This is a genomic window from Achromobacter sp. SX5 (genome assembly GCF_056711425.1).
Genome location: NZ_CM160041.1, coordinates 5,285,247 through 5,304,567 on the forward strand (window position 1 = coordinate 5,285,247; position 19,321 = coordinate 5,304,567).

Genomic DNA, 19,321 nt, shown 5'->3' on the forward strand with positions numbered 1-19,321 from the left:
CCCCTATTCTTGGCGATTCAGGACTGCTTGGCAAACAAGGCATAGAAAAAACCGTCGCGCTGCGCCGCGGGTGTTGCATCGAGCGCAACTGGCAGCAGCTGGCCGGGCGCATCGAGCCGGATCGCCTCGGGATGGCGCTGCGCGAACTCCAGCGCCTGGCGCACGCCCTCCAGCGGGAACACCGAACACGTTACATAGAGCAACCGGCCGCCGGGCGCCACGGTGCGCCACAGGGCGTCCAGGATCCTGGCCTGCAGCGCGGCCGTGCGGCGCACGTCGTTCTCGCGCCGCAGCCAGCGGATGTCGGGATGGCGGCGCACGATGCCCGAGGCCGTGCACGGCACGTCCGCCAGCACCGCCTCGAACGGCTTGCCGTCCCACCAGCTGTCCAGGTCGGCGGCGTCGGCCGCCTTCAGCCGCACGTGGCCGCCGGCCAGGCCGAGACGGTCCAGGTTCTGCTGCACGCGGGCCAGTCGCCCGGCGTCGGCGTCCAGCGCCAGAAGGTCGATATCGGCCAGCTCCAGCAGGTGCGCGGTCTTGCCGCCCGGCGCCGAGCAGGCGTCCAGCACCCGCATGCCGTCGGCCGGCGCCAGCAGTTCGGCCGCCAGCTGCGCGCCGGCGTCCTGCACCGACCACCAGCCCTCGGCGAATCCGGGCAGCTGGGCCACGGGCCGCGGCGTGGACAGCGCCAGGCCGGACTGGCCCACCGGCTCGGCCTGCAGGCCCGCCGCCTCGAAGGCGGCCAGCACCTGCTCGCGGCTGGCCCGGCGGCGGTTCACGCGCAGGGTGAGAGGCGCCGGCACGTTGGCGCTGGCCAGGATCTCCTGCCATTGCTGCGGATAGGCCACGCGCAGCTGCTTCACCCACCAGCCCGGATGGTTCCATTCGGCCTCGGGGCTGTCGGCCACCGCAGCCTGGAGCGCGGCGCGTTCGCGCAGGAAGCGGCGCAGGCAGGCGTTGAGCATGCCCTTGTACGAGGCCAGCGCGCGCTTGCGCGCGGCGGCGGTCACCGCCTGGTCCACCACCGTATGGGGCGCGTAGACCGGCATGCCCGGCAAGGCCGCGGCCGCCTCGCCCTCTTCCTTCAGCAGGGTCAGCGACACCAGCAGCAGCGATTCGAACAGCACGCTGGGATAGCGCTGCACCAGTTCGCGCCCCACGGCGTCGGCCCAGCCCAGATAACGCATCGCATGGAACGACACCGCCTGCACGGCCGGGCGCAGCGACGATTCCACATCGGCCAGCGCGTCCGTCAGCGAGCGGCCGTCCAGCACGCTCTCGACCACCTCCGCGCTGGAAAGCAGGACGGCGGAAAGCGGGGGGGCCAGATTGGGGGAGTCGGGACGCGTGGACATAATGCAGATTCAGAAGACAAGACCGCTATGGTAGCCGGACCTGGACGGATCGCCGCCGCGGCGGCAAACTGTTTCCAGTTCCGGAGCCCCGCCATGACCCTAGCCACCCTGCTGCTCTTCATCGTGGCCTCGGCCGCCATCATCGTCACCCCCGGCCCCACCGTGCTGCTCGCCATGAGCAACGGCTCGCGCCACGGCGTGCGCGCGGCCTGCTGGGGCATGGGCGGCGCGGTGCTGGCCGACCTGGTCCTGATCGGGACCGTGGCCTCGGGCCTGGGCGTGGTGCTGGCCGCCTCCGAGGTCGCGTTCCAGTTCATCAAATGGGCGGGCGCGGCCTACCTGGCCTGGCTGGGCTGGAAAATGCTGCGCACCGACGCCGCCCCCATCATGCCGTCCGCCCAGCCCGACGCCGCCCACCCCGGCGGCCTGGCCCTGGGCTTGCGCAGCTTCGCGGTGGCCCTAACCAACCCCAAGGCGCTGCTCTTCATGTCCGCCTTCCTGCCGCAATTCATCAACCCCGCCGCGCCCCTGTTCGCCCAATACGCCATCCTGGCCGGCGTCATGGCGCTCATGAACATCGCAGTGATGCTGGCCTACGCCGTCCTCGGCGCGCAGATGGTGCGCGCCCTGCGCGGCACCGGCCTGCGCTGGCTGAATCGCATCTGCGGCGGGCTGCTGATCGGGCTGGCGGGGACGCTGGCGCTGTATCGGCGCAGCGGTCCCTGAGGCCCCTCCGGATCAAAATTAGGGGACAGATAAATCGCTTCCCCCGGCTATGCGGCCAGCATGTGCAAGCCGCTGCCCAGATGGGCGGCTCCGTCGATCTGCAATAGCTGGCCGGTCATCAGATGGCCGGCCGGCGTGGCGAGAAAGGCAACCAGTTCGGCGACATCTTCGACGGGAGTGGCACGGCCCATCGGCGTGGCGGCGATCAGGCGGTCCAGCATGACCTGCGCGGCCTCGCCCGCCAGCCCTTCCGTGATCACCGCTCCCGGGCCAATGCAGTTCAGCGCGATATCGTCGGCGGCCCATTCCAGGGCCAGGGTGCGCGTCAGGCCCAGCACGCCGGCGCGCGCGGCGATCGAATGGGCGATACCCATGGAGCCGCGCTCCACGCCCGACAATGAAATATTGACGACCGCTCCCTTGCGCTTTCTAAGATACGGGTAGGCCGCCTTGGTGACGACGAAGACCGAGTTCAGGTTGGTGTCGATCACCGCATCCCAGCCCTTGCGGCTGATCTGCGTGGCCGGAGCGAAAAACTGGCCGCCGGCGTTGTTGACCAGCAGATCGATGCCCTGCCGCTCCCCCACCTCGGCGATCAGCGCCTCGATGGCCGCGGTGTCGCGGATGTTGGCGGTGGCGTAGCCGAAGCTGCCGGGCAGGCGCTCAGCCATCGCCGCCGTTTCGGCCAGCGGCTCTTCGCGCCGCCCGACGCCAAACACGTCCATGCCCAGTTCCAGCAAACGCAGGGCGATGCCGCGGCCGATGCCGGAGCCCGCGCCGGTCACCAGCGCGCTGCGGCCTGTCAACACCCCCGGCCGCATGACCTGGGTCGAATCCGTACAAGTGGAAGTATTCATCGTGCTCACCTGAAGACAGGGGTTCAATTCAAGAGAGGGGCCGCAGCGCGCCGCCGATGGCAGGCGTGGGGCTGCGGGGGATGCGTTGGCCGTCGAACAGGGCGGGGAAAGCCGGCACGTGCTCGCCGCTGGCGAGCACGTGCGATACCGCACCCGGCCGCATTGCGCGGATGAGCGCCAGCGCTTCGGCGGGCGGCCGGACGTTGCCGGCCGGAATCTGCAGCTCGCGCATCTGCCTGAGCACCGCTTCGCGGGTCTGCGGCAGGGTCCAGGCCTCCACCTGAGCATCGAAATGCGCCGCCCGGCGTATGCGTTCCTTGATGGGGGCATCGTCGGCGCCGACCAGCGGGCGCAGACGCGCCCAATAGCTGTCGAGTCCGCCCAGGATGTAGACGTGACCGTCGGCGCAGCGGTAAATGCTGGACGGCGCGGAGGCGCGGTCGCGGTTGCCCATGGGCGGGTCCAGCGTCTCGCCTTCGCTCAGCGCCAGCGCCGCCGGCCCCAGCAGCATCGCCGAGGCCACCTCCATCATGGAAAGGTCTATCAGCCGTCCGCGGCCTTCCAGCACCGCCATCGCGCAAGCCAGTCCCGCGTACATGCCACTGAACATATCCACCGGCCAGCCGGTGGACAGGCGCGGCGAACCGTCCTCGTCGCCGTTGAGCAGCGCGAACCCCGACTCGCACTGCGCAATGGTGTCCATGCAGATGCGGTCGTCGTGCTGGCCGTAGCCGGATATGAGCACGACGGTCAGGCCCGGATGCCGGGCGCGCAGCGCCTCGCCCTGGAGACCGAGACGGGCCAGCGAGCCCGGAGCGAGATTGCAGATGAACGCATCGGCATGCGCCAGCAGCGCTTCCAGGGCCTGGCGCCCTTCGGGCGAGGCCAGGTCCAGCACCTCGCTGCGCTTTCCGGTGTTGAAGCTGCGCGCATAGAAGCTGCCGAAATCGTTGCCCGGCAAAGTCCGCACGCCATCGCCGCGCGGCGACTCGATCTTCAGCACGTCGGCGCCGAAGTCGGCGAGATACTGAGCCGCAGTGGGGCCGGCGATGAACTGCGAGAGTTCGACGATGCGCTTGCCCGCCAGCGGCCTGGGGGTCGCGGGCTCAGACATGGAGCACCCGCTTCGCCTTGTGGATCGTGCGCGGCAGCGTGCCGTTCTCGACCACTTCGACGTGGAAGCGCACCTTCAGGCGGTCGCGCAACAGCCGCGCCAGCTGCTCGCTCAAATCGGCGCCCGCGCCGGGTTCGCGTTCGACCCGCAGCTTCACGCCGGTGAGGAACCCGGTTTTGGGGTCTTTCACGCTGTCATCGATGATGATGACGTACTCGTTGCTGACGCCGGCGAAGCTGCGCACCACGTCTTCGATGGCGGACGGAAAGAGGTTCACGCCGCGCACGATCAGCATGTCGTCGGCGCGGCCCAGCACGCCTCCCGGCAGGCGGGCGTGGGTGCGCCCGTCCGGCGCGGGGCGGCTGTCGCGCACCACGATGTCGCCGGTCCACCAGCGCACCAGCGGACATGCCTGTTTGTCGAGGTGGGTGAGCACCAGCACGCCGCGTTCGCCGTCGGCCACCGGCTCGTGCGTGTCCGGGTGCAGGACCTCGACGTAGATGAAATCTTCGGCCAGCGTGGGACCGAGCTGCGCCGCGGTATCCCAGCCGATGGGCTGGCATTCCAGCGCGCCGTAGCAATCGAACATCTTTGCGCCCCAGAGGCGTTCGATGCGTTCCCGCGTGCCGGCGACGCTAGCGCCGGGCTCGCCGCCGACGCAGACCATGCGCACCCGCGCTTCGCGCAGGTCGCGGCCCATGGATTGGGCCGTTTCGGCCATATGGGCCATGAAAGACGGCGTGCCGATGACGCAGTCCGTGCCATATTCGAAGATGGTTTCCACCTGGCGCTGCGTGTCTCCCGATGAAGCCGGGATCACGAGCGCGCCGACCCGTTGCGCGGCCAGCGTCGCCCCCAGGCCGCCCACGAACCAGGCGTAATTGAACATGCATTGGAAGACATCGCCGCGCCGCAGGCCCTGGCCATAGAGATATCTTGCGTAGAGTTCGGCCCAGCGGTCCACGTCATGCTGGGTCCAGAGCACGGGCGCGGGCTGGGCCGTGGTTCCCGAGGAAAAGTGCACCCGGACGGCCTCGCCGGGCCGGACGGCGGCCAGCGTGCCGAATGGCGGATCGGCGCGCAGGCCGTCGAGATAGTCGCGTTTGTGGGTGAAAGGCAGGCGCCTCAGGTCCGCCAGGGTCTTGAGGTCTTCGGGCACGAAGCCCATGTCCGCGAAGACCTTTCTGTAATGCGCGCTGCTGTCGGCCACGCGCCGCAATTGCCTGCGCAGGGCATCGAGCTGGAAACTTTCGATGCGGTCCCGCGACCAGGTTTCGACCTCATCCCAAATGATATTGGAATAAGGGGGTTGCTCTTGCTGCTTCATCGTTGGAGTCCTTGAGTAGACCCCGCAGCGCATAGGCCGCGAGGGTGTGCGCGATATCGTCGATCGCCTCTTCGCTCTGCAGGCGCCGCTGGCTGTACCACACCGTGGCCCAGTTCAGCGCGCCGAAGAAAGGTTTACTCAACAGCCTGGCGGGAAGATCCACAAACGAACCGGCGCGGATGCCGTCGTCGATCACCTCGACGAACATCTGCTCGTAGTCATCGCGCATCTTCACCACGGACCGCAGCCGCTTGGCCGCCGCGGACGCTTCGAGCAGATGGCGCTCCAGCCCCTGGACCGCGACCTTCTGCATCGGAAGTTCCTTGAGCAGGATCTGGGTATGGCGCAGCGCCATGGCCGACAGCCGTTCGACCGCATCGCCGCCGCTGCGGGCGATGGGCTCGATCTGGTCGGTCAGGCGCGTCATCGCCGCCACCTGCACGTCAAAAAACAGGTCGGCCTTGCTCCGGTAATGGTGATAGATGCGGCCCTTGGTGGCGCCCAGGCGCTGGGCGACCGCATCGATGGAGGTGGCGGCGTAGCCGAACTCCATGAAGAGTTCGGCGGCCGCCTGCAGAATTTCCTCTCGCGACTCGCCGCCGCTCATCTCTGCCGGGTTCTGTTGTGCACTCACCATTACTACCTCGTGTCGGATTCGGGTCAATTAGTCAGCTCTTCCGCCTCCTTGCGAACCGCTCGCGACAGCACCAGCCGCTGGATTTCGGAAGAACCCTCGTAGATTTCAAGTATGCGCTGGTCGCGGTACAGCCGCTCTGCCACCGTTGGCTTGCAGTAGCCCAGCCCGCCCCAGATCTGGACGGTATTGTCCACCACCCGGTGCGAAACCTCCGAAGCGAACAGTTTGGTCATCGCGCCCAGGTTGGACACGTCTTCCCCCCGGTCATAGGCTTGCGCAGCCTGGTAGAGCATCATGCGGGCGGCGGAGATCTCGGTCGCCATGTCGGCCAGGCGAAAGCCGATGGCCTGGTTTTCGCCGATGGGCTGGCCAAAGGTCCGCCGCTCGACCGCGCGGGCGGCCGCCTCGCGGTAGCCGGCGAGCGCCACGCCCAGCGACTGGGCGGCAACCATGATGCGGCCGACGTTCAGCGTCTGGAGCGCCAGGCGCAGCGCGCGGTTGAGTTCGCCCACCCGGGCGCTTTCCGGCACCACGAGATCGAGCTTGAGGTTCGAAGTCTGGGTGCCGCGGATGCCCATCTTGTCCGACAGTTCGTCGATGACGGCGCCCTCCTGCTCCTTGTCGACCATGAAGGCGCTGATCCCGCGCCCGCCGGCCGCGGGATCGGTCTTGGCGAACACGACGTAGTAGCGCGAGGCGCCGCCATTGCCGATCCAGTATTTCTCGCCGCGCAGCCGCCAGCCGTCGCCTTCGCGCACGGCCGTGGCTTCGATGGCCGCGGCGTCTGAGCCCGCGATCCGCTCGGAAAGGGCGAAGCTGGTGGCGCGGCCCTCGGCCATTTCGCGCAGGTAGAAGGACTTTTGCTCGTCCGTGCCGGCCAGCAGCAGCGGGAAGGCGCCCAGCTGGTAGGCGCACATGATGGCCGCCGTCGACGCGCAGTGCGTGCCCAGCGCCTCCACCGCCGCCACCGTGGTGACGAGGTCGGCGCCCTGCCCGCCCCATTGGGTGGGCAGGAACAGGCCCGCGAACTTGTGCTCGACCAGCGCCGAGATGGTCTCCCAGGGGTAGCGCTGCTCGCGGTCCAGCTCGGGCGCCAGCGGCGCGAAGCGTTCGGCGCCCAATCGATGGGCCAGGGTTTGCCAGCGGGTGGCGGTATCGTCCAGCGTCGGATTCCAGATCACGGTCACTTCGAGTTCTCCAGTGTGGTCGCCATGGCTCGGGGCTGCTTGCGACGCGTCGTCAGCAGGCCCATGAGCCCTTGCGGGAAAAAGGCCAGAACAAGGATCAGCAGGCTGCCGAGCACGATCTTGTCGACATAGCCGCCGAATGAAAAAAACTTCTCCTGGATCAGCACCAGCGCCGTGGCGAGCAACGGTCCGAGCAGCTGGCGGCGGCCGACAAGCACGACCGCGGTCAGCATCAGGATGAGGAAATAGGTCTCCAGGATGTCGGCGCTCACGTAGGCGCGCTGGTAGGCATAGAGCCAGCCCGCGCAGGCCGTGATCGGCGCGGAGAACAGGAATACCTGCAGGCGTACCTTGAGCGGATCGATGCCGTTCATGGTGGCCAGGCGCGGATTCAGGTGCACCATGAGCGCGGCCTGTCCCAGGCGGGAATGGCGAAAGCGGTCCACCAGATAGAGCGTGACCGCCAGCAGTGCGAACGCATAGGGCCAGAGCGCCTCGTCATTGCCCGCGGTCAGTGGCCAGGGGCCGATCGACAGATCCAGCGTCGGCAGGCCGCGGATGCCGTCCGAGCCTCCCAGGAATGCCCAGTTCGCGGCCAAGGTCACCGCCACCACCGAGACGGCGTACGTCACCAGCGAAAAGACGAATTCGCGCAGGCGCAGCGTGACCAGGCCGACAAGGGCGGCCAGGCCGAGCGCCACTACGATGGACGCGGCCAGCGTCAGCCAGGCGCCCGCTCCGGTGCGGGTGGCGAGCAAGGCCGTCACATACGCGCCCGCGGCGAAGAAGACGGTGTGGCCGAGGCTGACCTCGCCCAGGTCGGAGACGATGACGTCCAGGCCATAGGCCATGACGGCCATGATCGCGATCAGCACGGCGGCGCTATAAAGGGCCTGGCTGCCGCCCAGCCAGGCGGGCAGGAAGAACACGACGGCGGCGCCCGGCAGCAGCGCGAGGCGGGAGACGGATAACGTGGCCATCAATGGACTCCTTTCATGGCGCCGGCGCTCAGGCCACCGGGGCGTAGCACCAGGACCGCGATCAGCACGGCGAACGCGGCGGCCGTCGCATAGGCGGGCGAGATCAACGCGCTGAACAGCGCGGTGAAAACGCCGAGCGCGACCCCGGCGACATAGCTGCCGGTCACGCTCCCGATGCCTCCCAGCACCACCACCACGAAGGTGATGATCACCTCCTCGAAACCCATGGAGGTCAGGATGGGAGTGCGCGGCGCCACCAGGCCGGCCGCCAGCGCGACCGCCGCGCCTTCGAACGCGAACACGCCGTAATAGACCCGGCGCACGTTGATGCCCGCCAGCTGTGCGAGCTTGGGATCCTCGGCCACCATGCGGACCAGGCGGCCTGCGCGGCTGCCATCGAGCGCGCGCTTGAGCAGCAGGAACAGCAGGATGGCGGCCGCCACGATGGCCGCGTCCTGCCACGTCAGCCACAGCTCGCCGAATTCGATATCGTGCCGGGACCATGCGGTGTCCAGGATCTGGCCGGTCGATCCGAAGGCCAGCGACGCGGCCCCGTGCATCACGTAGCCGAAGCCCAGCGTCATGATCATGATCGACACCAGGTTCTGTTCGAAGGTGGCGCGCAGCATGATGCGCTGCATGAAAAGTCCGATCAGCGCGCCGGCGGCCATGGCCAGCGGCAAGGCCAGCAGATACGGCAGGCCGGCGGTGGTGGTGGCCCACCAGGTGACGAAGGCGCCCAGCATGTACATCTGGCCGTGGCCGAAGTTGACCAGCCGGGCCACGCCCAGCAACAGAGTCCAGCCGATGGCGATGAGGGCATAGGCATGGCCGAGGACCAGGCCATTGATCAGTTGTTGTAGCAGGCTCATGCCGTATGTGCTCCCAGATAGGCCTGCGCGATGCGCGGGTCCGCGCCGACTTCGGCGGCGGGCCCCTGCAGCACGAGCCTGCCGCGCTCGAGCAGCAGCAGGCGGTCGACCACCTGCAAGGCGGCGCGCACGTTCTGTTCGACCAGCAGGACGGCCAGGCCGGCGCTGGCCAGGGCGCGCAGGCTTTGCAGCACCTGCGTCACCAGCATGGGCGCCAGTCCGATGGAAGGTTCATCCAGCAACAACGCGCGCGGCCCCATCATGAGCGATCGGCCGATGCCCAGCATCTGCCGTTCGCCTCCCGACAGCTGCCCGCCGAGATGGTGGCGGCGCTCTTGCAAGCGCGGAAAAAGCGCATAGACGTCGTCGCGGCGGTAGTAGCGGCGCCCCGGCTCCTCCACCGGCGCGACGGCGGGAGTGAGATTCTCCTGGACGGTCATCTGCGAAAACACCAGCCGCGATTCCGGCACCAGCAGCAGGCCGGCGCGCACGCGCTCGTGCGTCGGCAGCCGGCCTACCGGCCTGCCCGACAGCGAGACCTCGCCGCTCACGGCGGGACGGCCGCGCGACCAGCCCAGCATCGCGTTGATGAGCGTCGATTTGCCCGCGCCATTGGCGCCGATAACGCCGACGATCTCGCCGGCACGGATATCCAGCTGGTCGAGCTGGAGCACCCGGTTGCCGGCGTACGAGACTTCCAGCCGGCGCGCGCTCAATACAGGGGTTGAGGAAGTCATTGCTCGCCTCCGAGGTAGGCCTGCAGCACGCGCGGATCGCGCTGGATCTCTGCCGGCGTCCCGCAGGCCAGCGGCCGGCCCAGGTTGAGCACGCAGATCCGGTCGGCGACCGACATGATCAGATCCATGTGATGTTCGATGACCACCAGGGCCACGCCCTCGGCCTTGAGCGAATGCAGCAAGGCGGTCAGCGCGGTCATGTCGGTGCCGCCCAGCCCGGCCGCCGGTTCGTCCAGCAGCAGCACCTCGGCGCCCGCGCCGTAGGCGAGCGCGATCGACAGCATGCGCTGCATGCCGTACGAGATCTCGTGGGGCCGCAGGCCATAGCTTTCCCGCGGCAGGCCGAACCGCTCCAGGCAATCGCCGGCCTGCTCGCGCAGCGCCTGCGCGTGGCGGCCCGCCGCCAGCGGACGCAAGATGCTGGTTCCGAGGCTGGCCGTGCCGCCAAGCGCCGCCACCATGTTGTCGCGCACCGTCAGCTGGTCGAAGAAGGCGTTCTGCTGAAACGCCCGCTTGATGCCCAGACGCGCCAGGCCGTGCGCCGGCACGCGGCTGATATCGCGTCCATGCAGATAAACGCTGCCACGCCGGGGAATCAGCGCCGACACCGCGTCGTAGCAGGAGCTCTTGCCGGCGCCGTTGGGGCCGATGATGCCCAGCAGCTCGCCCCGGCTGACTTCCCAGCTGACGTCCTCCAGGGCGACCAGGGCGCCGTAGCACACGCCCAGGCCCTGCACGCGCAAGGCGGCGGTCATGGCCGGCGATGTCATGGCTTGACCACGATCTTGCGGTTCTTGACCGTGAACAGGTAGTAGTGCGACTGCAGCTGGCCATTGGGGTCGAAGGTGATGTCGCCCATGAGCGTGCCCTTGAAGCTGCCGCCGCGGATGCGTTTGGCCACAGGCTCGCGGTCCAGCGTCTTGAGCTCGTTGGCCGCCAGGGCCCATACCTGCAGCGAGGTCGCGCCCAGCGCCATGAACTTGTCGGGCGTGAGCTTGAACATTTGCTGGGTCTTCGTTACGAACCGCTTGTTGGCGGGATTCGACGCGAAGGGCTCCACGTCGGGAAAATAGATGTCGGCGCCGATCAGGCCGTCCGACGCATCGCCGGCCACGTTGATGACGCTGGGCGCCACGGTGCCCACCGCGCTCACAAGCTGGCCCGGCAGCCGCGATTGACGGGCCTGGCGGATGATGGCGGGCATGCCCAGCCCTTCGTTCGCGTTGATGGCGACGGTAACGTCCGGCTTGGCCGCGCGCACGTTGGTCATGGCCACCCGGAAATCGGCCTGCGTGAAAGGAAATTTCTCCTCGGCCACTTTCTCGTAGGGGTGGCCGAGCGCCTTCAGGGCTTTTTCGATGGATTCCTGCGCGCCATTGCCATAGGCATCGTTCTCGGTCAGAAAAGCGACGCGCTTGGCGCCCGCCGTCCTGGCGATGTAATCGGCAATGATCGCTCCGTCCTGGGCGTTGGAGCTGTTCAGCCGGATGGCCAGGGGATTGCCTTCGCCGGAGAGTATCGGGTCCGCCTTGGATATCGCGGTGATGTCCAGGACGCCGGCGCGGGCGATCACCGGCTGCATCGCCAGCGTCACAGGGCTGTTCCAGCCCTCGATGATGACCGACACCCCCGCGCTGACCAGTTCCGTGGCCCGCGACACGCCGACGGCCGGCGTGGATTCGTCGTCGCGCGACACGATCTCGATCGGACGGCCGAGCACGCCGCCGTCTTCGTTGATCACCGCCGCCATGGCCTGGATGGCCTGCGTGACGTGCTGGCCCTGCGGACCCGCGCCGCCCGATAACGGGAAGATGACTCCCACCTTGATGGGCGCCGGAGCGGCTCCGGCAGGAACCGCCATCGTGGCTGCCAGCGCCAGCGGGAGCGCCATCTGCAACAACTGTTGTAACCGCTTCATGCCTGTCTCCTCGTCTTGTATCGCCGGTCTGCGCCGGCGCTGCGGCGGCCGAGGCCGCCCGTGCTGCGTGAAGGGGGACTGCGTGGTGCAACGGTCGACGGCGACTGTTTTCCGGGGCTGCGCCTGGTTGGAATCGCGTCTCGACGCAAACATACCATTCGGTATCTTTAAAGGTCAATCTCCGCCTTTTAATTTATTCATAGGCATTTTCCCTAGTAAAAATATCGACTTAACTTCTTCGTTGAAAAGATACCGTATGGTATGTATTATGGGTTCTCCCTTTTTGGCAAGGAGTCGATGGCATGAAGACAGAAGGCAGTAGCGCGCTCGTGACGGGCGGCGCGTCCGGGCTAGGCCTGGCAACGGCGCGGCGCCTTGCCGCCCAGGGTGTAAAGGTGGTGATCGCGGACCTGCCGGGGTCCGACGGCGAGCGCGTGGCCGGCGAGATCGGAGCGCGGTTCGCGCCCGCCGACGTCACCGTCGAAGCGGACGTACAGGCGGCCTGCGAATGGGCGGCCACGCTCGGCCCCTTGCGTGTGCTGGTGCACTGCGCGGGCCGGGGCGGACCGGTGCGGCTGGTCGACAAAGAGGGAAATCCAGGATCGCTGGAGACCTATACGGACATCGTCCGCATCAACCTGATCGGAACATTCAACACGCTGCGGATCGCGGCCGCGCACATGGCCCGCAATGCGCCGGACGCCGAAGGCGAGCGCGGCGTCTGCATCCTGACGGCGTCGGTGGCGGCCTATGAAGGCCAGATCGGCCAGATCGGCTACGCCTCGTCCAAGGCCGGGGTCGTGGGGATGACCATCGTGGCGGCCCGCGACCTGGCCAGCAAGGCCATTCGCGTGTGCACGATCGCGCCCGGCATCTTCGACACCCCCATGCTGGCCCGCGTATCCGAAGACGCCCGCAAGACCCTTTCCGCATCGGTGCCTCATCCGGCGCGCCTGGGGACGCCGGCGGAATATGCGCTGCTGGCCGAACACATCATTGCCAATCCCATGCTCAACGGCGAAACCATCCGTCTGGACGGTGCCCTGCGCATGGCCCCGCGTTGACACGAACAGGAGACCGCCATGGAGCAGGACGAAGTATTGCTGGAAAGCAGCGAAGGCATATTGACGATCACCATCAACCGGCCCCAGGCCCGCAACGCCGTGACGCTGGCCGTGGCGCGCGCGATCGCGGCGGCCGTGGACGAACTGGATGCCCGCGACGATCTGCGCATCGGTATCCTGACGGGCGCCGGCGGATCGTTCTGCGCCGGGATGGACCTGAAAGGTTTCCTGCGCGGCGAGCGTCCCAGCATCGAGGGTCGCGGATTCGGCGGCCTGACCATGCGTCCGCCGAAAAAGCCGCTCATCGCCGCCGTAGAAGGCTACGCGCTGGCGGGCGGTTTCGAGCTGGTGCTGGCCTGCGATCTGGTGGTTGCCGCCGAAAATGCCCAGTTCGGCGTGCCCGAGGTCAAACGCGGCCTGGCCGCCACCGCGGGCGGCCTCGTGCGCCTGCCACGGCAACTGCCTTATCGGGTGGCCCTGGAACTGGCGCTCACCGGCGACATGTTCCCCGCAACGCGGGCGTTGGGCTATGGCCTGATCAATCAGGTCAGCGCCCCTGGCGAAGCGCTCCAGCGCGCCCGCGAGCTGGCGCGCCGCATCGTGGCCAACGGGCCCTTGGCGGTGGCGGCAAGCAAGCGCGTCATCGTGGAGTCGCAGGGCTGGCCGGCGGATGAAATCTGGCAACGCCAGACCGAACTGACCGAACACGTCTTCACCTCGGCCGACGCGCGCGAAGGTTCGGCAGCGTTCGCCGAGAAGCGCGCCCCCATCTGGCAAGGGAGGTAGGACATGGCAAGCGACGCGCGTTTCGATGGGCCGGGGCCTGACGCCCATCATCAGGCGGGCCTGCTGGAAGGCCGGATTCTGTTGCAGCACTGCGACGACTGCGCCAGCGTGCGGTTTCCGCCTGCCCTGGTGTGCCGGGCTTGCGGCAGTCCGCGATTGACGTGGCGGGAATCGCCCGGACTGGGCGTGGTGTATTCGACGACGACCGTACGCGACCGCGCCGGCGATTACAACGTGGCGCTGGTCGAAGTGGAAGGCGGTGCCCGCATGATGACGCGCATCGAAGGCGCTTCCTCGCCCGCGATCGGCCTGCCTGTCCGCGCCCGCATCGTTTCCGGCGATGAAGGCGCCTACGTCGTGTTCGACGCCGCAGGAGAACGCCCATGAGCGCCCGCCTGCGTGGCCGTTGCGCGATCGCGGGGATCGGCAACACCCGACGCTGGAATTCCCCCGATCGTTCGCCCTTCGACCAACTGCAGGAAGCGGCGGTCCTGGCGCTGGAGGATTGCGGACTGGGACTGCGCGACGTCGACGGCCTTTACTGCGCCATGTCCACGTCCGGGCTGCCCGTGCTCAACGTGGCCGAGCGCCTGGGCATCCGCCCGCGCCAGGCCGACGGCACCATGGTGGGCGGCGCATCGTTCCTGTTCCACCTGCAATCGGCCATGGCCGCGCTGGAGACAGGCCTTTGCGACGTGGCATTGATCTGCTACGGCTCGAATCAGCTGACGGCCGGCGGCAAGCTGGCCTCCATGCCCGATCCGCAGCCCTACGAAACGCCGTTCGCGCCGCGCTATCCGATTTCCAGCTATGCGCTCGCGGCCGCCCGGCACATGCACCAATACGGAACTACCCGCGAACAGCTGGCCGACGTGGCGGTGGCGGCCCGCCTGTGGGCGCAGCGCAATCCCGACGCCTACGCGCGCGGCGCGCTCACACGCGACGACGTGCTGGCCTCGCGCATGATCAGCGACCCGCTCAGCAAGGCGGACTGTTGCCTGGTAACCGACGGCGGCGCGGCCGTGGTGCTGGTCAGCGCGGAACGGGCGCGCGATCTGCGCCGGCCGCCCGTTTACGTACTGGGAACGGGCGTGGCGGTCAGCCACCGCCAGATCTCGGCGATGCCGGATCTGTCCACCACCTGCGCGGTCGAGTCCGGACAGCGTGCGTACGCCATGGCCGGGCTGTCGGCGCGCGATATCGACCACGTGATGCTCTATGACGCCTTCACCATCAATACCATTCTGTTCCTGGAGGACCTGGGCTTCTGCGCCAAGGGCGAAGGCGGAAGCTTCGTCGCCGGCGGCGCGATCGCGCCCGGGGGCAGGCTGGCGGTGAATACCAATGGCGGCGGCCTCTCCTGCAATCATCCCGGCATGTATGGCCTGTTCACCCTGCTGGAGTCGGTGCAGCAACTGCGCGGCGAGGCGGGCGAACGGCAAGTGCCGGATGCCCGCGTCTCGCTGGCGCATGCCAACGGCGGCGTGCTGTCCAGCCAGGCCACGGCCATCCTCGGCACCGCCGACACCTTGTGAGGCCCGTATGCCCATCGATCCAGAAGCGCTGCTGGCCGCGCGCATCCCCGACTCCGTTCAGCAGTACGGCTGGCGCGACTGCGTGCTCTATTCGCTCGCGCTCGGCGCCGGCATGCATCCGGCCGACGAGGCGGATCTCGCCTTCGTCGACGAAACCCGCCTGAAGGTCCAGCCCACCCTGGTCAATGTGCTGGCCGATCCCGGCTTCTGGCTGCGCGACCTGCCGCTGGGCCTGGATTGGCGGCGCACGGTGCATGGCGAGCAGTCCATCCGGCTGCACCGGCCGCTCGCCGCCCAGGGGCGGGTCAGGAGCGCGACGCGCATCGTCGACCTGGCCGACAAGGGGCCAGGCAAAGGCGCCTTGCTGTACGCCGAGCGCGATCTGTTCGACATGGAGGATGGCGCGTTGGTGGCCACCATGCAGCAGACCGTGTTCTGCCGCGGCGATGGCGGCTTCGGCGGCGCGCCATCGGTGCGCCCGGCGCCTGCGCCCTTGCCCGAGCGCGAGCCCGATCAGCGCACCGAATGCCCGACCTCGCCGCAGGCAGCGCTCATCTACCGCCTTTCGGCCGACCTGAACCCGCTGCACATCGATCCCGCGGCCGCGCGCGCGGCTGGATTCGACCGTCCCATCCTGCACGGCATGGCCAGTTTCGGCGTAGCCGGGCATGGCCTGGTGCGCCTGTGCTGCGGCGGCGCGCCGGAACGGTTACGCGCGATGAGCGGCCGGTTTCGCGCGCCGGTCTATCCCGGCGAGACGCTGCGGCTGGACGTGTGGCAGGACGAACCCGGGCGGGCGCGCTTTTGCGCCGTGGTGGCCGAACGCGACGCGATAGCCATCGATAACGGCGCGTTGGAATTCGGAGCAGGCCAATGACAGCGAGAAAAGTGCTGGTGGTGGGCGCCCTCGGGGTGGTGGGCCGGGCCGTCATGGAGCATATGGGGGGCAGGCCGGGCATACAGTGCGCGGGGCTGTCGCGCCGCACGGCCGACTTCGCGCCGGCAGCGACCTGGATTTCGGCGGACCTCCGGGACGCCGACGCGACGCGGCGGGCCCTGGCCGGCCACCGCGACACGACCCACCTGGTCTACGCCGCCCTGAATGAGCAGGCCGACCTGCTCAAAGGCTGGCGGGACCCGGACAATGTCGCCCTCAACACGCGGATGCTGGCCAACACGCTGTCGGCGCTGGACGGCGCGCCCCTCGCGCACGTAACCCTGTTGCAGGGGACCAAGGCATACGGCGTGCATAACGGCCAGATGAGGCACGTTCCGGCGCGCGAGCAGGACGCCGTGCGCGACCACGCGAACTTCTATTTCGACCAGCAGGACCTGGTGGCCGAACTGGCGCGGCGGCGGGGATTCGGCTGGACGATCTTCCGCCCCCAGATCGTGCTTGGGGTTGCCCTGGGCAGCGCCATGAATCCGGTCGCCACGCTGGGAGCGTACGCCGCGCTGTTGCGCGAGGCCGGGCAGCCGCTGGCCTACCCGGGACATCCGGAGCTGCTGACGGAGTGTACTGACGCGCGCCTGATCGCCCGGGCGGTCGAATGGGCCTGGGACGCGCCGCAGGCCTCGGGCGAAGCGTTCAATATCGCCAATGGCGACGTGATCGTCTGGCGCCAGCTGTTCGAACGCCTGGCGGAGTTCTTCGACATGCCGCTGGGAGAGCCGGTGCGCACCCGCATGCGCGAAGCCATGCCGGGCGAAGCCCGGGCGTGGCGCGGGATCGCGCGGCGCGAACGGCTGCGGGTGGAGGAACTTTCGGACCTTATCGGGCTGTCGTGGCAGTACGCCGATGCGACATGGTCGGCGCAACATCCGCTGCCGCTGCCCCCGCTCGTATCGACCATCAAGCTGCGCCAGGCGGGTTTCGGCGACTGCATCGATAGCGAGGAGGCGGTGCTCGATCATCTGCGCGCAATGCAGGCGCTGGGTTATCTGCCGCGCTGAACGGGGCGCCGCCGGGGCGCCCCGTCCCTGCGCCTACTGCACGGGCGGGATATTCAGTTTCTCGATGAGATCGCCCCAACGCCGGCTTTCGCGCAGGGTGATCTCCCGCAGCTCTTCCGGACTGCTGCTGCGCGGCTGATTGCCGATCTGCTGCATGGTCTTGACGAATTGCGGCGATGCCGTGATCTTGCGCAATGCGCCGTTCAGCTTTTCCACCACCGCGGGCGGCGTGCCGGCCGGCGCAAACACCGCGTACCAGGTTTCCCCGACGATCTCCGGATAGCCCAGTTCGGCGAACGTGGGCACGTCGGGCAACAACGGCTGGCGCTGCGGACTCAACACGGCGAGCGCCCGATACTGCCCCGCCCGCACATTCGGCACCGCGCTGGTGAGCGCCTCCACGTTGGAATCGACCACGCCGCCGATCATGTCCACGGTCGCCGGGGCGGCGCCCTTGTAGTGCACCTGGGTCACCTCCACGCCCATGCCGGTTGCGGCCAGCTCGCCCAGCAGGTGCACCATGCTGCCCAGCCCATTGGTGGCATTGTTGATCTTGCCGGGATGGGCCTTGGCGTAGGCGGCGTAATCGGCCACGGTCCGGGCCGGAAAGTCCTTCTTCACCACGAAGGCGAACGGCACCGTTGCAACGGCCGAGACCGGCGCGAAGTCGTCCAGCGTGTACGACATCTGCGTCATCAGGTGCGGCGTGACGGTGAAGGTGCTGCCGGACGACAGCAGCAAGGTGTAGCCGTCCTTGGGCGCGCGGGCCACGAAGGTGGCGCCGATCATGCTGGACGCGCCGGCCTTGTTGTTCACGACGAACGTTCCGCCCAGTTCCTCGCCCAGCTGCATGGCGAGCTGCCGGCCCACCACATCGCTGGTGCCCCCGGGCGGGAAAGGGATGACGAGCGTTACCGGTTTGTCGGGATAACCCGGGGCGGCGTGCGCCAGCGGCGCGAGGCTGGCCAGGACCGCGAGGGTCCAGGCCGGAATGCGAGCGAGCATTGCGGTCTCCGAATAAAAGCAATTGAAAGCCGGGCATCCCGCCCGGCGGAGTCAGACGGTGGCGACTGGCGTGACGGGCGAACCCACCGCGCCGGGCAGGCGCAGGGGCGGCGCGGTCAACAGGAAAGTGCTGCGCCCATGCTCGCGCAGCCATTGCGCCAGCTCGGCGAAGTACCAGAGCTCACCCAGATGCAGCCCCAGCTTGAACAGGCAGTGCGCATGCAAGGGCAGGCCCGGGTAGTGCTCGCCCTTGCCCGGCGTGGCCGGATACGCCTCTACCGCAAAGTTGTCGGCGCAGATCGCCACGATGCCGGAATCGGTAATCCATTGCAGCAACCGCTCATCCCGGCCGTCGAGCACGGCGCAGGAGCGCGCCAGGACTTCCCCGTCGGGCTGCTTGTTCATTTCGAGGACCAGGTCGGCGAAACCCGTATAAAGACAAAGAAAGTCGCCCGGCAACACCGTGACGCCCTCCAGGGCCGCCATGAGCTCGTCATAGCCGACCAGGGCGCGCTCGCGCCCGTAGCGGCGTTCCAGATCGACCATCACCCCCCGCCCCTGCACGCCGGCGGTCGCCATGCGCTCGATGCCGATGGCCTTGGCCCCCAGGCCGCTCTTGGCGTCGTCCGGGCCGACCACCTCCAGGCCGCCCCGGTAGCCGTTGTAATAGACCTTTTCGGGAAGGCCGTCGCCATTGGCGTCGAACATCTGCCCGACATGACCCAGTCCGTCCCATTGGGTCGAGTACTGCAGGAACATCAGCACCGCATCGTCGGAGACGACGTCGTTGAAGCAGGGACAGACCTGCGACAGGCGGTAGTTGTAGTTGTAGCCATCGCCGCGCCTGTCGTAAGAGAACTGCGGTTCGCGGCGATGCTGGAACAAGGTGTTCCCGCCGGGATAGTCGAGCGGCAGACTGAGGCAGAAGGCCAAGCCTTCCTGAACCTCGCGAAATGCGCGCAAGCGGGTTTGCGGGGTCAGCAGATTCATGCGGCCGATTTGGTCGTCGGGGCCGAAATCGCCCCAATTCGACCCCTCCGGACGCTGCTTCCAACGTGGGGTATCCATATTTCCAGACATCCTTGCCATGGGTTGGTGAGCCGGTGAGTGAACCCTACGCGCGCCTGTCTCCTGCGGGGTCACTTTCTGGGTAGAACATACTATGCAGTATCTAGATAAGTCAATTTGAGGGCATACCCTAGGAAATTACCCTTAATAAATAGGTATTTATAAGAATAAATGGACGCTATCACAAAGGTACCGATAGG

General features: G+C 67.9%; 20 protein-coding genes. 7 read left to right on the plus strand and 13 right to left on the minus strand.

Going from position 1 to position 19,321, the window contains the following annotated elements; translation table 11 throughout:
• Positions 1 to 17: 17 nt before the first annotated feature.
• Positions 18 to 1,355, minus strand: coding sequence for a 16S rRNA (cytosine(967)-C(5))-methyltransferase RsmB (gene rsmB / locus AC1M14_RS24745; protein ID WP_209166681.1), 1,338 nt, complete (start codon positions 1,353 to 1,355; stop codon positions 18 to 20).
• Between the two features lie 93 nt (positions 1,356 to 1,448).
• Here rsmB and AC1M14_RS24750 point away from each other — a divergent pair, with 93 nt between their 5' ends.
• Positions 1,449 to 2,081, plus strand: a complete 633-nt coding sequence (locus AC1M14_RS24750; protein WP_479730609.1) for a LysE family translocator — start codon at positions 1,449 to 1,451, stop codon at positions 2,079 to 2,081.
• Between the two features lie 47 nt (positions 2,082 to 2,128).
• On the opposite strand, the gene AC1M14_RS24755 is transcribed toward AC1M14_RS24750, so the two are convergent.
• Genes AC1M14_RS24755 through AC1M14_RS24800 form a run of 10 tightly spaced genes read right to left on the minus strand, consistent with a single transcriptional unit; the run spans position 2,129 to position 11,710 of the window.
• Positions 2,129 to 2,938, minus strand: a complete 810-nt coding sequence (locus AC1M14_RS24755) for an SDR family NAD(P)-dependent oxidoreductase (RefSeq protein ID WP_102775287.1) — start codon at positions 2,936 to 2,938, stop codon at positions 2,129 to 2,131.
• A gap of 28 nt (positions 2,939 to 2,966) precedes the next feature.
• Positions 2,967 to 4,052, minus strand: a complete 1,086-nt coding sequence (locus AC1M14_RS24760; protein ID WP_102775286.1) for a CoA transferase — start codon at positions 4,050 to 4,052, stop codon at positions 2,967 to 2,969.
• The gene (locus AC1M14_RS24765; RefSeq protein ID WP_479730610.1) at positions 4,045 to 5,379 is read right to left on the minus strand and encodes a phenylacetate--CoA ligase family protein; all 1,335 of its coding nucleotides are present in this window, start codon (positions 5,377 to 5,379) and stop codon (positions 4,045 to 4,047) included. The genes AC1M14_RS24760 and AC1M14_RS24765 overlap by 8 nt, the downstream gene beginning before the upstream one ends.
• Complete coding sequence (locus AC1M14_RS24770; RefSeq protein ID WP_102775284.1) at positions 5,333 to 6,016, minus strand: TetR/AcrR family transcriptional regulator; 684 nt, start codon at positions 6,014 to 6,016, stop codon at positions 5,333 to 5,335. Before AC1M14_RS24770 ends, AC1M14_RS24765 begins: the two co-directional genes overlap by 47 nt.
• A gap of 23 nt (positions 6,017 to 6,039) precedes the next feature.
• Entirely contained in the window at positions 6,040 to 7,203 is a 1,164-nt protein-coding gene (locus AC1M14_RS24775; RefSeq protein ID WP_111826840.1) for an acyl-CoA dehydrogenase family protein, read from the minus strand.
• Positions 7,200 to 8,183, minus strand: a complete 984-nt coding sequence (locus AC1M14_RS24780) for a branched-chain amino acid ABC transporter permease (RefSeq protein WP_479730611.1) — start codon at positions 8,181 to 8,183, stop codon at positions 7,200 to 7,202. The genes AC1M14_RS24775 and AC1M14_RS24780 overlap by 4 nt, the downstream gene beginning before the upstream one ends.
• Positions 8,183 to 9,055: a branched-chain amino acid ABC transporter permease gene (locus AC1M14_RS24785; RefSeq protein ID WP_102775281.1), complete on the minus strand. Its 873-nt coding sequence runs from the start codon at positions 9,053 to 9,055 to the stop codon at positions 8,183 to 8,185. The genes AC1M14_RS24780 and AC1M14_RS24785 overlap by 1 nt, the downstream gene beginning before the upstream one ends.
• Positions 9,052 to 9,792, minus strand: a complete 741-nt coding sequence (locus AC1M14_RS24790) for an ABC transporter ATP-binding protein (RefSeq protein WP_102775280.1) — start codon at positions 9,790 to 9,792, stop codon at positions 9,052 to 9,054. Before AC1M14_RS24790 ends, AC1M14_RS24785 begins: the two co-directional genes overlap by 4 nt.
• Positions 9,789 to 10,547 carry an ABC transporter ATP-binding protein gene (locus tag AC1M14_RS24795; protein WP_479730612.1) on the minus strand — a complete coding sequence of 253 codons (759 nt, stop codon included), beginning with the start codon at positions 10,545 to 10,547 and terminating at the stop codon, positions 9,789 to 9,791. The genes AC1M14_RS24790 and AC1M14_RS24795 overlap by 4 nt, the downstream gene beginning before the upstream one ends.
• Positions 10,548 to 10,558: 11 nt before the next feature.
• Positions 10,559 to 11,710 carry an ABC transporter substrate-binding protein gene (locus AC1M14_RS24800; RefSeq protein ID WP_102775278.1) on the minus strand — a complete coding sequence of 384 codons (1,152 nt, stop codon included), beginning with the start codon at positions 11,708 to 11,710 and terminating at the stop codon, positions 10,559 to 10,561.
• Positions 11,711 to 12,012: 302 nt separating this feature from the next.
• Here AC1M14_RS24800 and AC1M14_RS24805 point away from each other — a divergent pair, with 302 nt between their 5' ends.
• Genes AC1M14_RS24805 through AC1M14_RS24830 form a run of 6 tightly spaced genes read left to right on the plus strand, consistent with a single transcriptional unit; the run spans position 12,013 to position 17,048 of the window.
• The gene (locus AC1M14_RS24805; RefSeq protein WP_479730613.1) at positions 12,013 to 12,774 is read left to right on the plus strand and encodes an SDR family NAD(P)-dependent oxidoreductase; all 762 of its coding nucleotides are present in this window, start codon (positions 12,013 to 12,015) and stop codon (positions 12,772 to 12,774) included.
• Positions 12,775 to 12,792: 18 nt separating this feature from the next.
• Positions 12,793 to 13,560 carry a crotonase/enoyl-CoA hydratase family protein gene (locus AC1M14_RS24810; protein ID WP_102775276.1) on the plus strand — a complete coding sequence of 256 codons (768 nt, stop codon included), beginning with the start codon at positions 12,793 to 12,795 and terminating at the stop codon, positions 13,558 to 13,560.
• Positions 13,561 to 13,563: 3 nt separating this feature from the next.
• Positions 13,564 to 13,947 (plus strand): Zn-ribbon domain-containing OB-fold protein, encoded by a 384-nt coding sequence (locus tag AC1M14_RS24815; protein ID WP_111826843.1) that lies wholly within the window; start codon positions 13,564 to 13,566, stop codon positions 13,945 to 13,947.
• Positions 13,944 to 15,095 (plus strand): thiolase, encoded by a 1,152-nt coding sequence (locus AC1M14_RS24820; RefSeq protein WP_479730614.1) that lies wholly within the window; start codon positions 13,944 to 13,946, stop codon positions 15,093 to 15,095. Before AC1M14_RS24815 ends, AC1M14_RS24820 begins: the two co-directional genes overlap by 4 nt.
• 7 nt (positions 15,096 to 15,102) lie before the next feature.
• Positions 15,103 to 15,972, plus strand: coding sequence for a MaoC/PaaZ C-terminal domain-containing protein (locus AC1M14_RS24825; RefSeq protein ID WP_479730615.1), 870 nt, complete (start codon positions 15,103 to 15,105; stop codon positions 15,970 to 15,972).
• Positions 15,969 to 17,048, plus strand: coding sequence for an NAD-dependent epimerase/dehydratase family protein (locus tag AC1M14_RS24830; protein WP_111826846.1), 1,080 nt, complete (start codon positions 15,969 to 15,971; stop codon positions 17,046 to 17,048). The genes AC1M14_RS24825 and AC1M14_RS24830 overlap by 4 nt, the downstream gene beginning before the upstream one ends.
• 33 nt (positions 17,049 to 17,081) lie before the next feature.
• Here AC1M14_RS24830 and AC1M14_RS24835 read toward each other — a convergent pair whose 3' ends face one another.
• Together AC1M14_RS24835 and AC1M14_RS24840 are read right to left on the minus strand one after the other, a co-directional pair.
• The gene (locus tag AC1M14_RS24835) at positions 17,082 to 18,053 is read right to left on the minus strand and encodes a Bug family tripartite tricarboxylate transporter substrate binding protein (RefSeq protein WP_102775271.1); all 972 of its coding nucleotides are present in this window, start codon (positions 18,051 to 18,053) and stop codon (positions 17,082 to 17,084) included.
• 51 nt (positions 18,054 to 18,104) lie between these two features.
• Positions 18,105 to 19,121 carry a cyclase family protein gene (locus AC1M14_RS24840; RefSeq protein WP_111826847.1) on the minus strand — a complete coding sequence of 339 codons (1,017 nt, stop codon included), beginning with the start codon at positions 19,119 to 19,121 and terminating at the stop codon, positions 18,105 to 18,107.
• Between the last annotated feature and the right edge of the window lie 200 nt (positions 19,122 to 19,321).

Excerpts from the sequence above, each read along its gene's own strand:
- rsmB (WP_209166681.1), bottom strand. The coding sequence starts at position 1,355 with ATGTCCACGCGTCCCGACTCCCCCAATCTGGCCCCCCCGCTTTCCGCC.
- AC1M14_RS24750 (WP_479730609.1), top strand. The coding sequence starts at position 1,449 with ATGACCCTAGCCACCCTGCTGCTCTTCATCGTGGCCTCGGCCGCCATC.
- AC1M14_RS24755 (WP_102775287.1), bottom strand. The coding sequence starts at position 2,938 with ATGAATACTTCCACTTGTACGGATTCGACCCAGGTCATGCGGCCGGGG.
- AC1M14_RS24760 (WP_102775286.1), bottom strand. The coding sequence starts at position 4,052 with ATGTCTGAGCCCGCGACCCCCAGGCCGCTGGCGGGCAAGCGCATCGTC.
- AC1M14_RS24765 (WP_479730610.1), bottom strand. The coding sequence starts at position 5,379 with ATGAAGCAGCAAGAGCAACCCCCTTATTCCAATATCATTTGGGATGAG.
- AC1M14_RS24770 (WP_102775284.1), bottom strand. The coding sequence starts at position 6,016 with ATGGTGAGTGCACAACAGAACCCGGCAGAGATGAGCGGCGGCGAGTCG.
- AC1M14_RS24780 (WP_479730611.1), bottom strand. The coding sequence starts at position 8,183 with ATGGCCACGTTATCCGTCTCCCGCCTCGCGCTGCTGCCGGGCGCCGCC.
- AC1M14_RS24785 (WP_102775281.1), bottom strand. The coding sequence starts at position 9,055 with ATGAGCCTGCTACAACAACTGATCAATGGCCTGGTCCTCGGCCATGCC.
- AC1M14_RS24790 (WP_102775280.1), bottom strand. The coding sequence starts at position 9,792 with ATGACTTCCTCAACCCCTGTATTGAGCGCGCGCCGGCTGGAAGTCTCG.
- AC1M14_RS24795 (WP_479730612.1), bottom strand. The coding sequence starts at position 10,547 with ATGACCGCCGCCTTGCGCGTGCAGGGCCTGGGCGTGTGCTACGGCGCC.
- AC1M14_RS24800 (WP_102775278.1), bottom strand. The coding sequence starts at position 11,710 with ATGAAGCGGTTACAACAGTTGTTGCAGATGGCGCTCCCGCTGGCGCTG.
- AC1M14_RS24805 (WP_479730613.1), top strand. The coding sequence starts at position 12,013 with ATGAAGACAGAAGGCAGTAGCGCGCTCGTGACGGGCGGCGCGTCCGGG.
- AC1M14_RS24810 (WP_102775276.1), top strand. The coding sequence starts at position 12,793 with ATGGAGCAGGACGAAGTATTGCTGGAAAGCAGCGAAGGCATATTGACG.
- AC1M14_RS24815 (WP_111826843.1), top strand. The coding sequence starts at position 13,564 with ATGGCAAGCGACGCGCGTTTCGATGGGCCGGGGCCTGACGCCCATCAT.
- AC1M14_RS24820 (WP_479730614.1), top strand. The coding sequence starts at position 13,944 with ATGAGCGCCCGCCTGCGTGGCCGTTGCGCGATCGCGGGGATCGGCAAC.
- AC1M14_RS24825 (WP_479730615.1), top strand. The coding sequence starts at position 15,103 with ATGCCCATCGATCCAGAAGCGCTGCTGGCCGCGCGCATCCCCGACTCC.
- AC1M14_RS24830 (WP_111826846.1), top strand. The coding sequence starts at position 15,969 with ATGACAGCGAGAAAAGTGCTGGTGGTGGGCGCCCTCGGGGTGGTGGGC.
- AC1M14_RS24835 (WP_102775271.1), bottom strand. The coding sequence starts at position 18,053 with ATGCTCGCTCGCATTCCGGCCTGGACCCTCGCGGTCCTGGCCAGCCTC.
- AC1M14_RS24840 (WP_111826847.1), bottom strand. The coding sequence starts at position 19,121 with ATGGATACCCCACGTTGGAAGCAGCGTCCGGAGGGGTCGAATTGGGGC.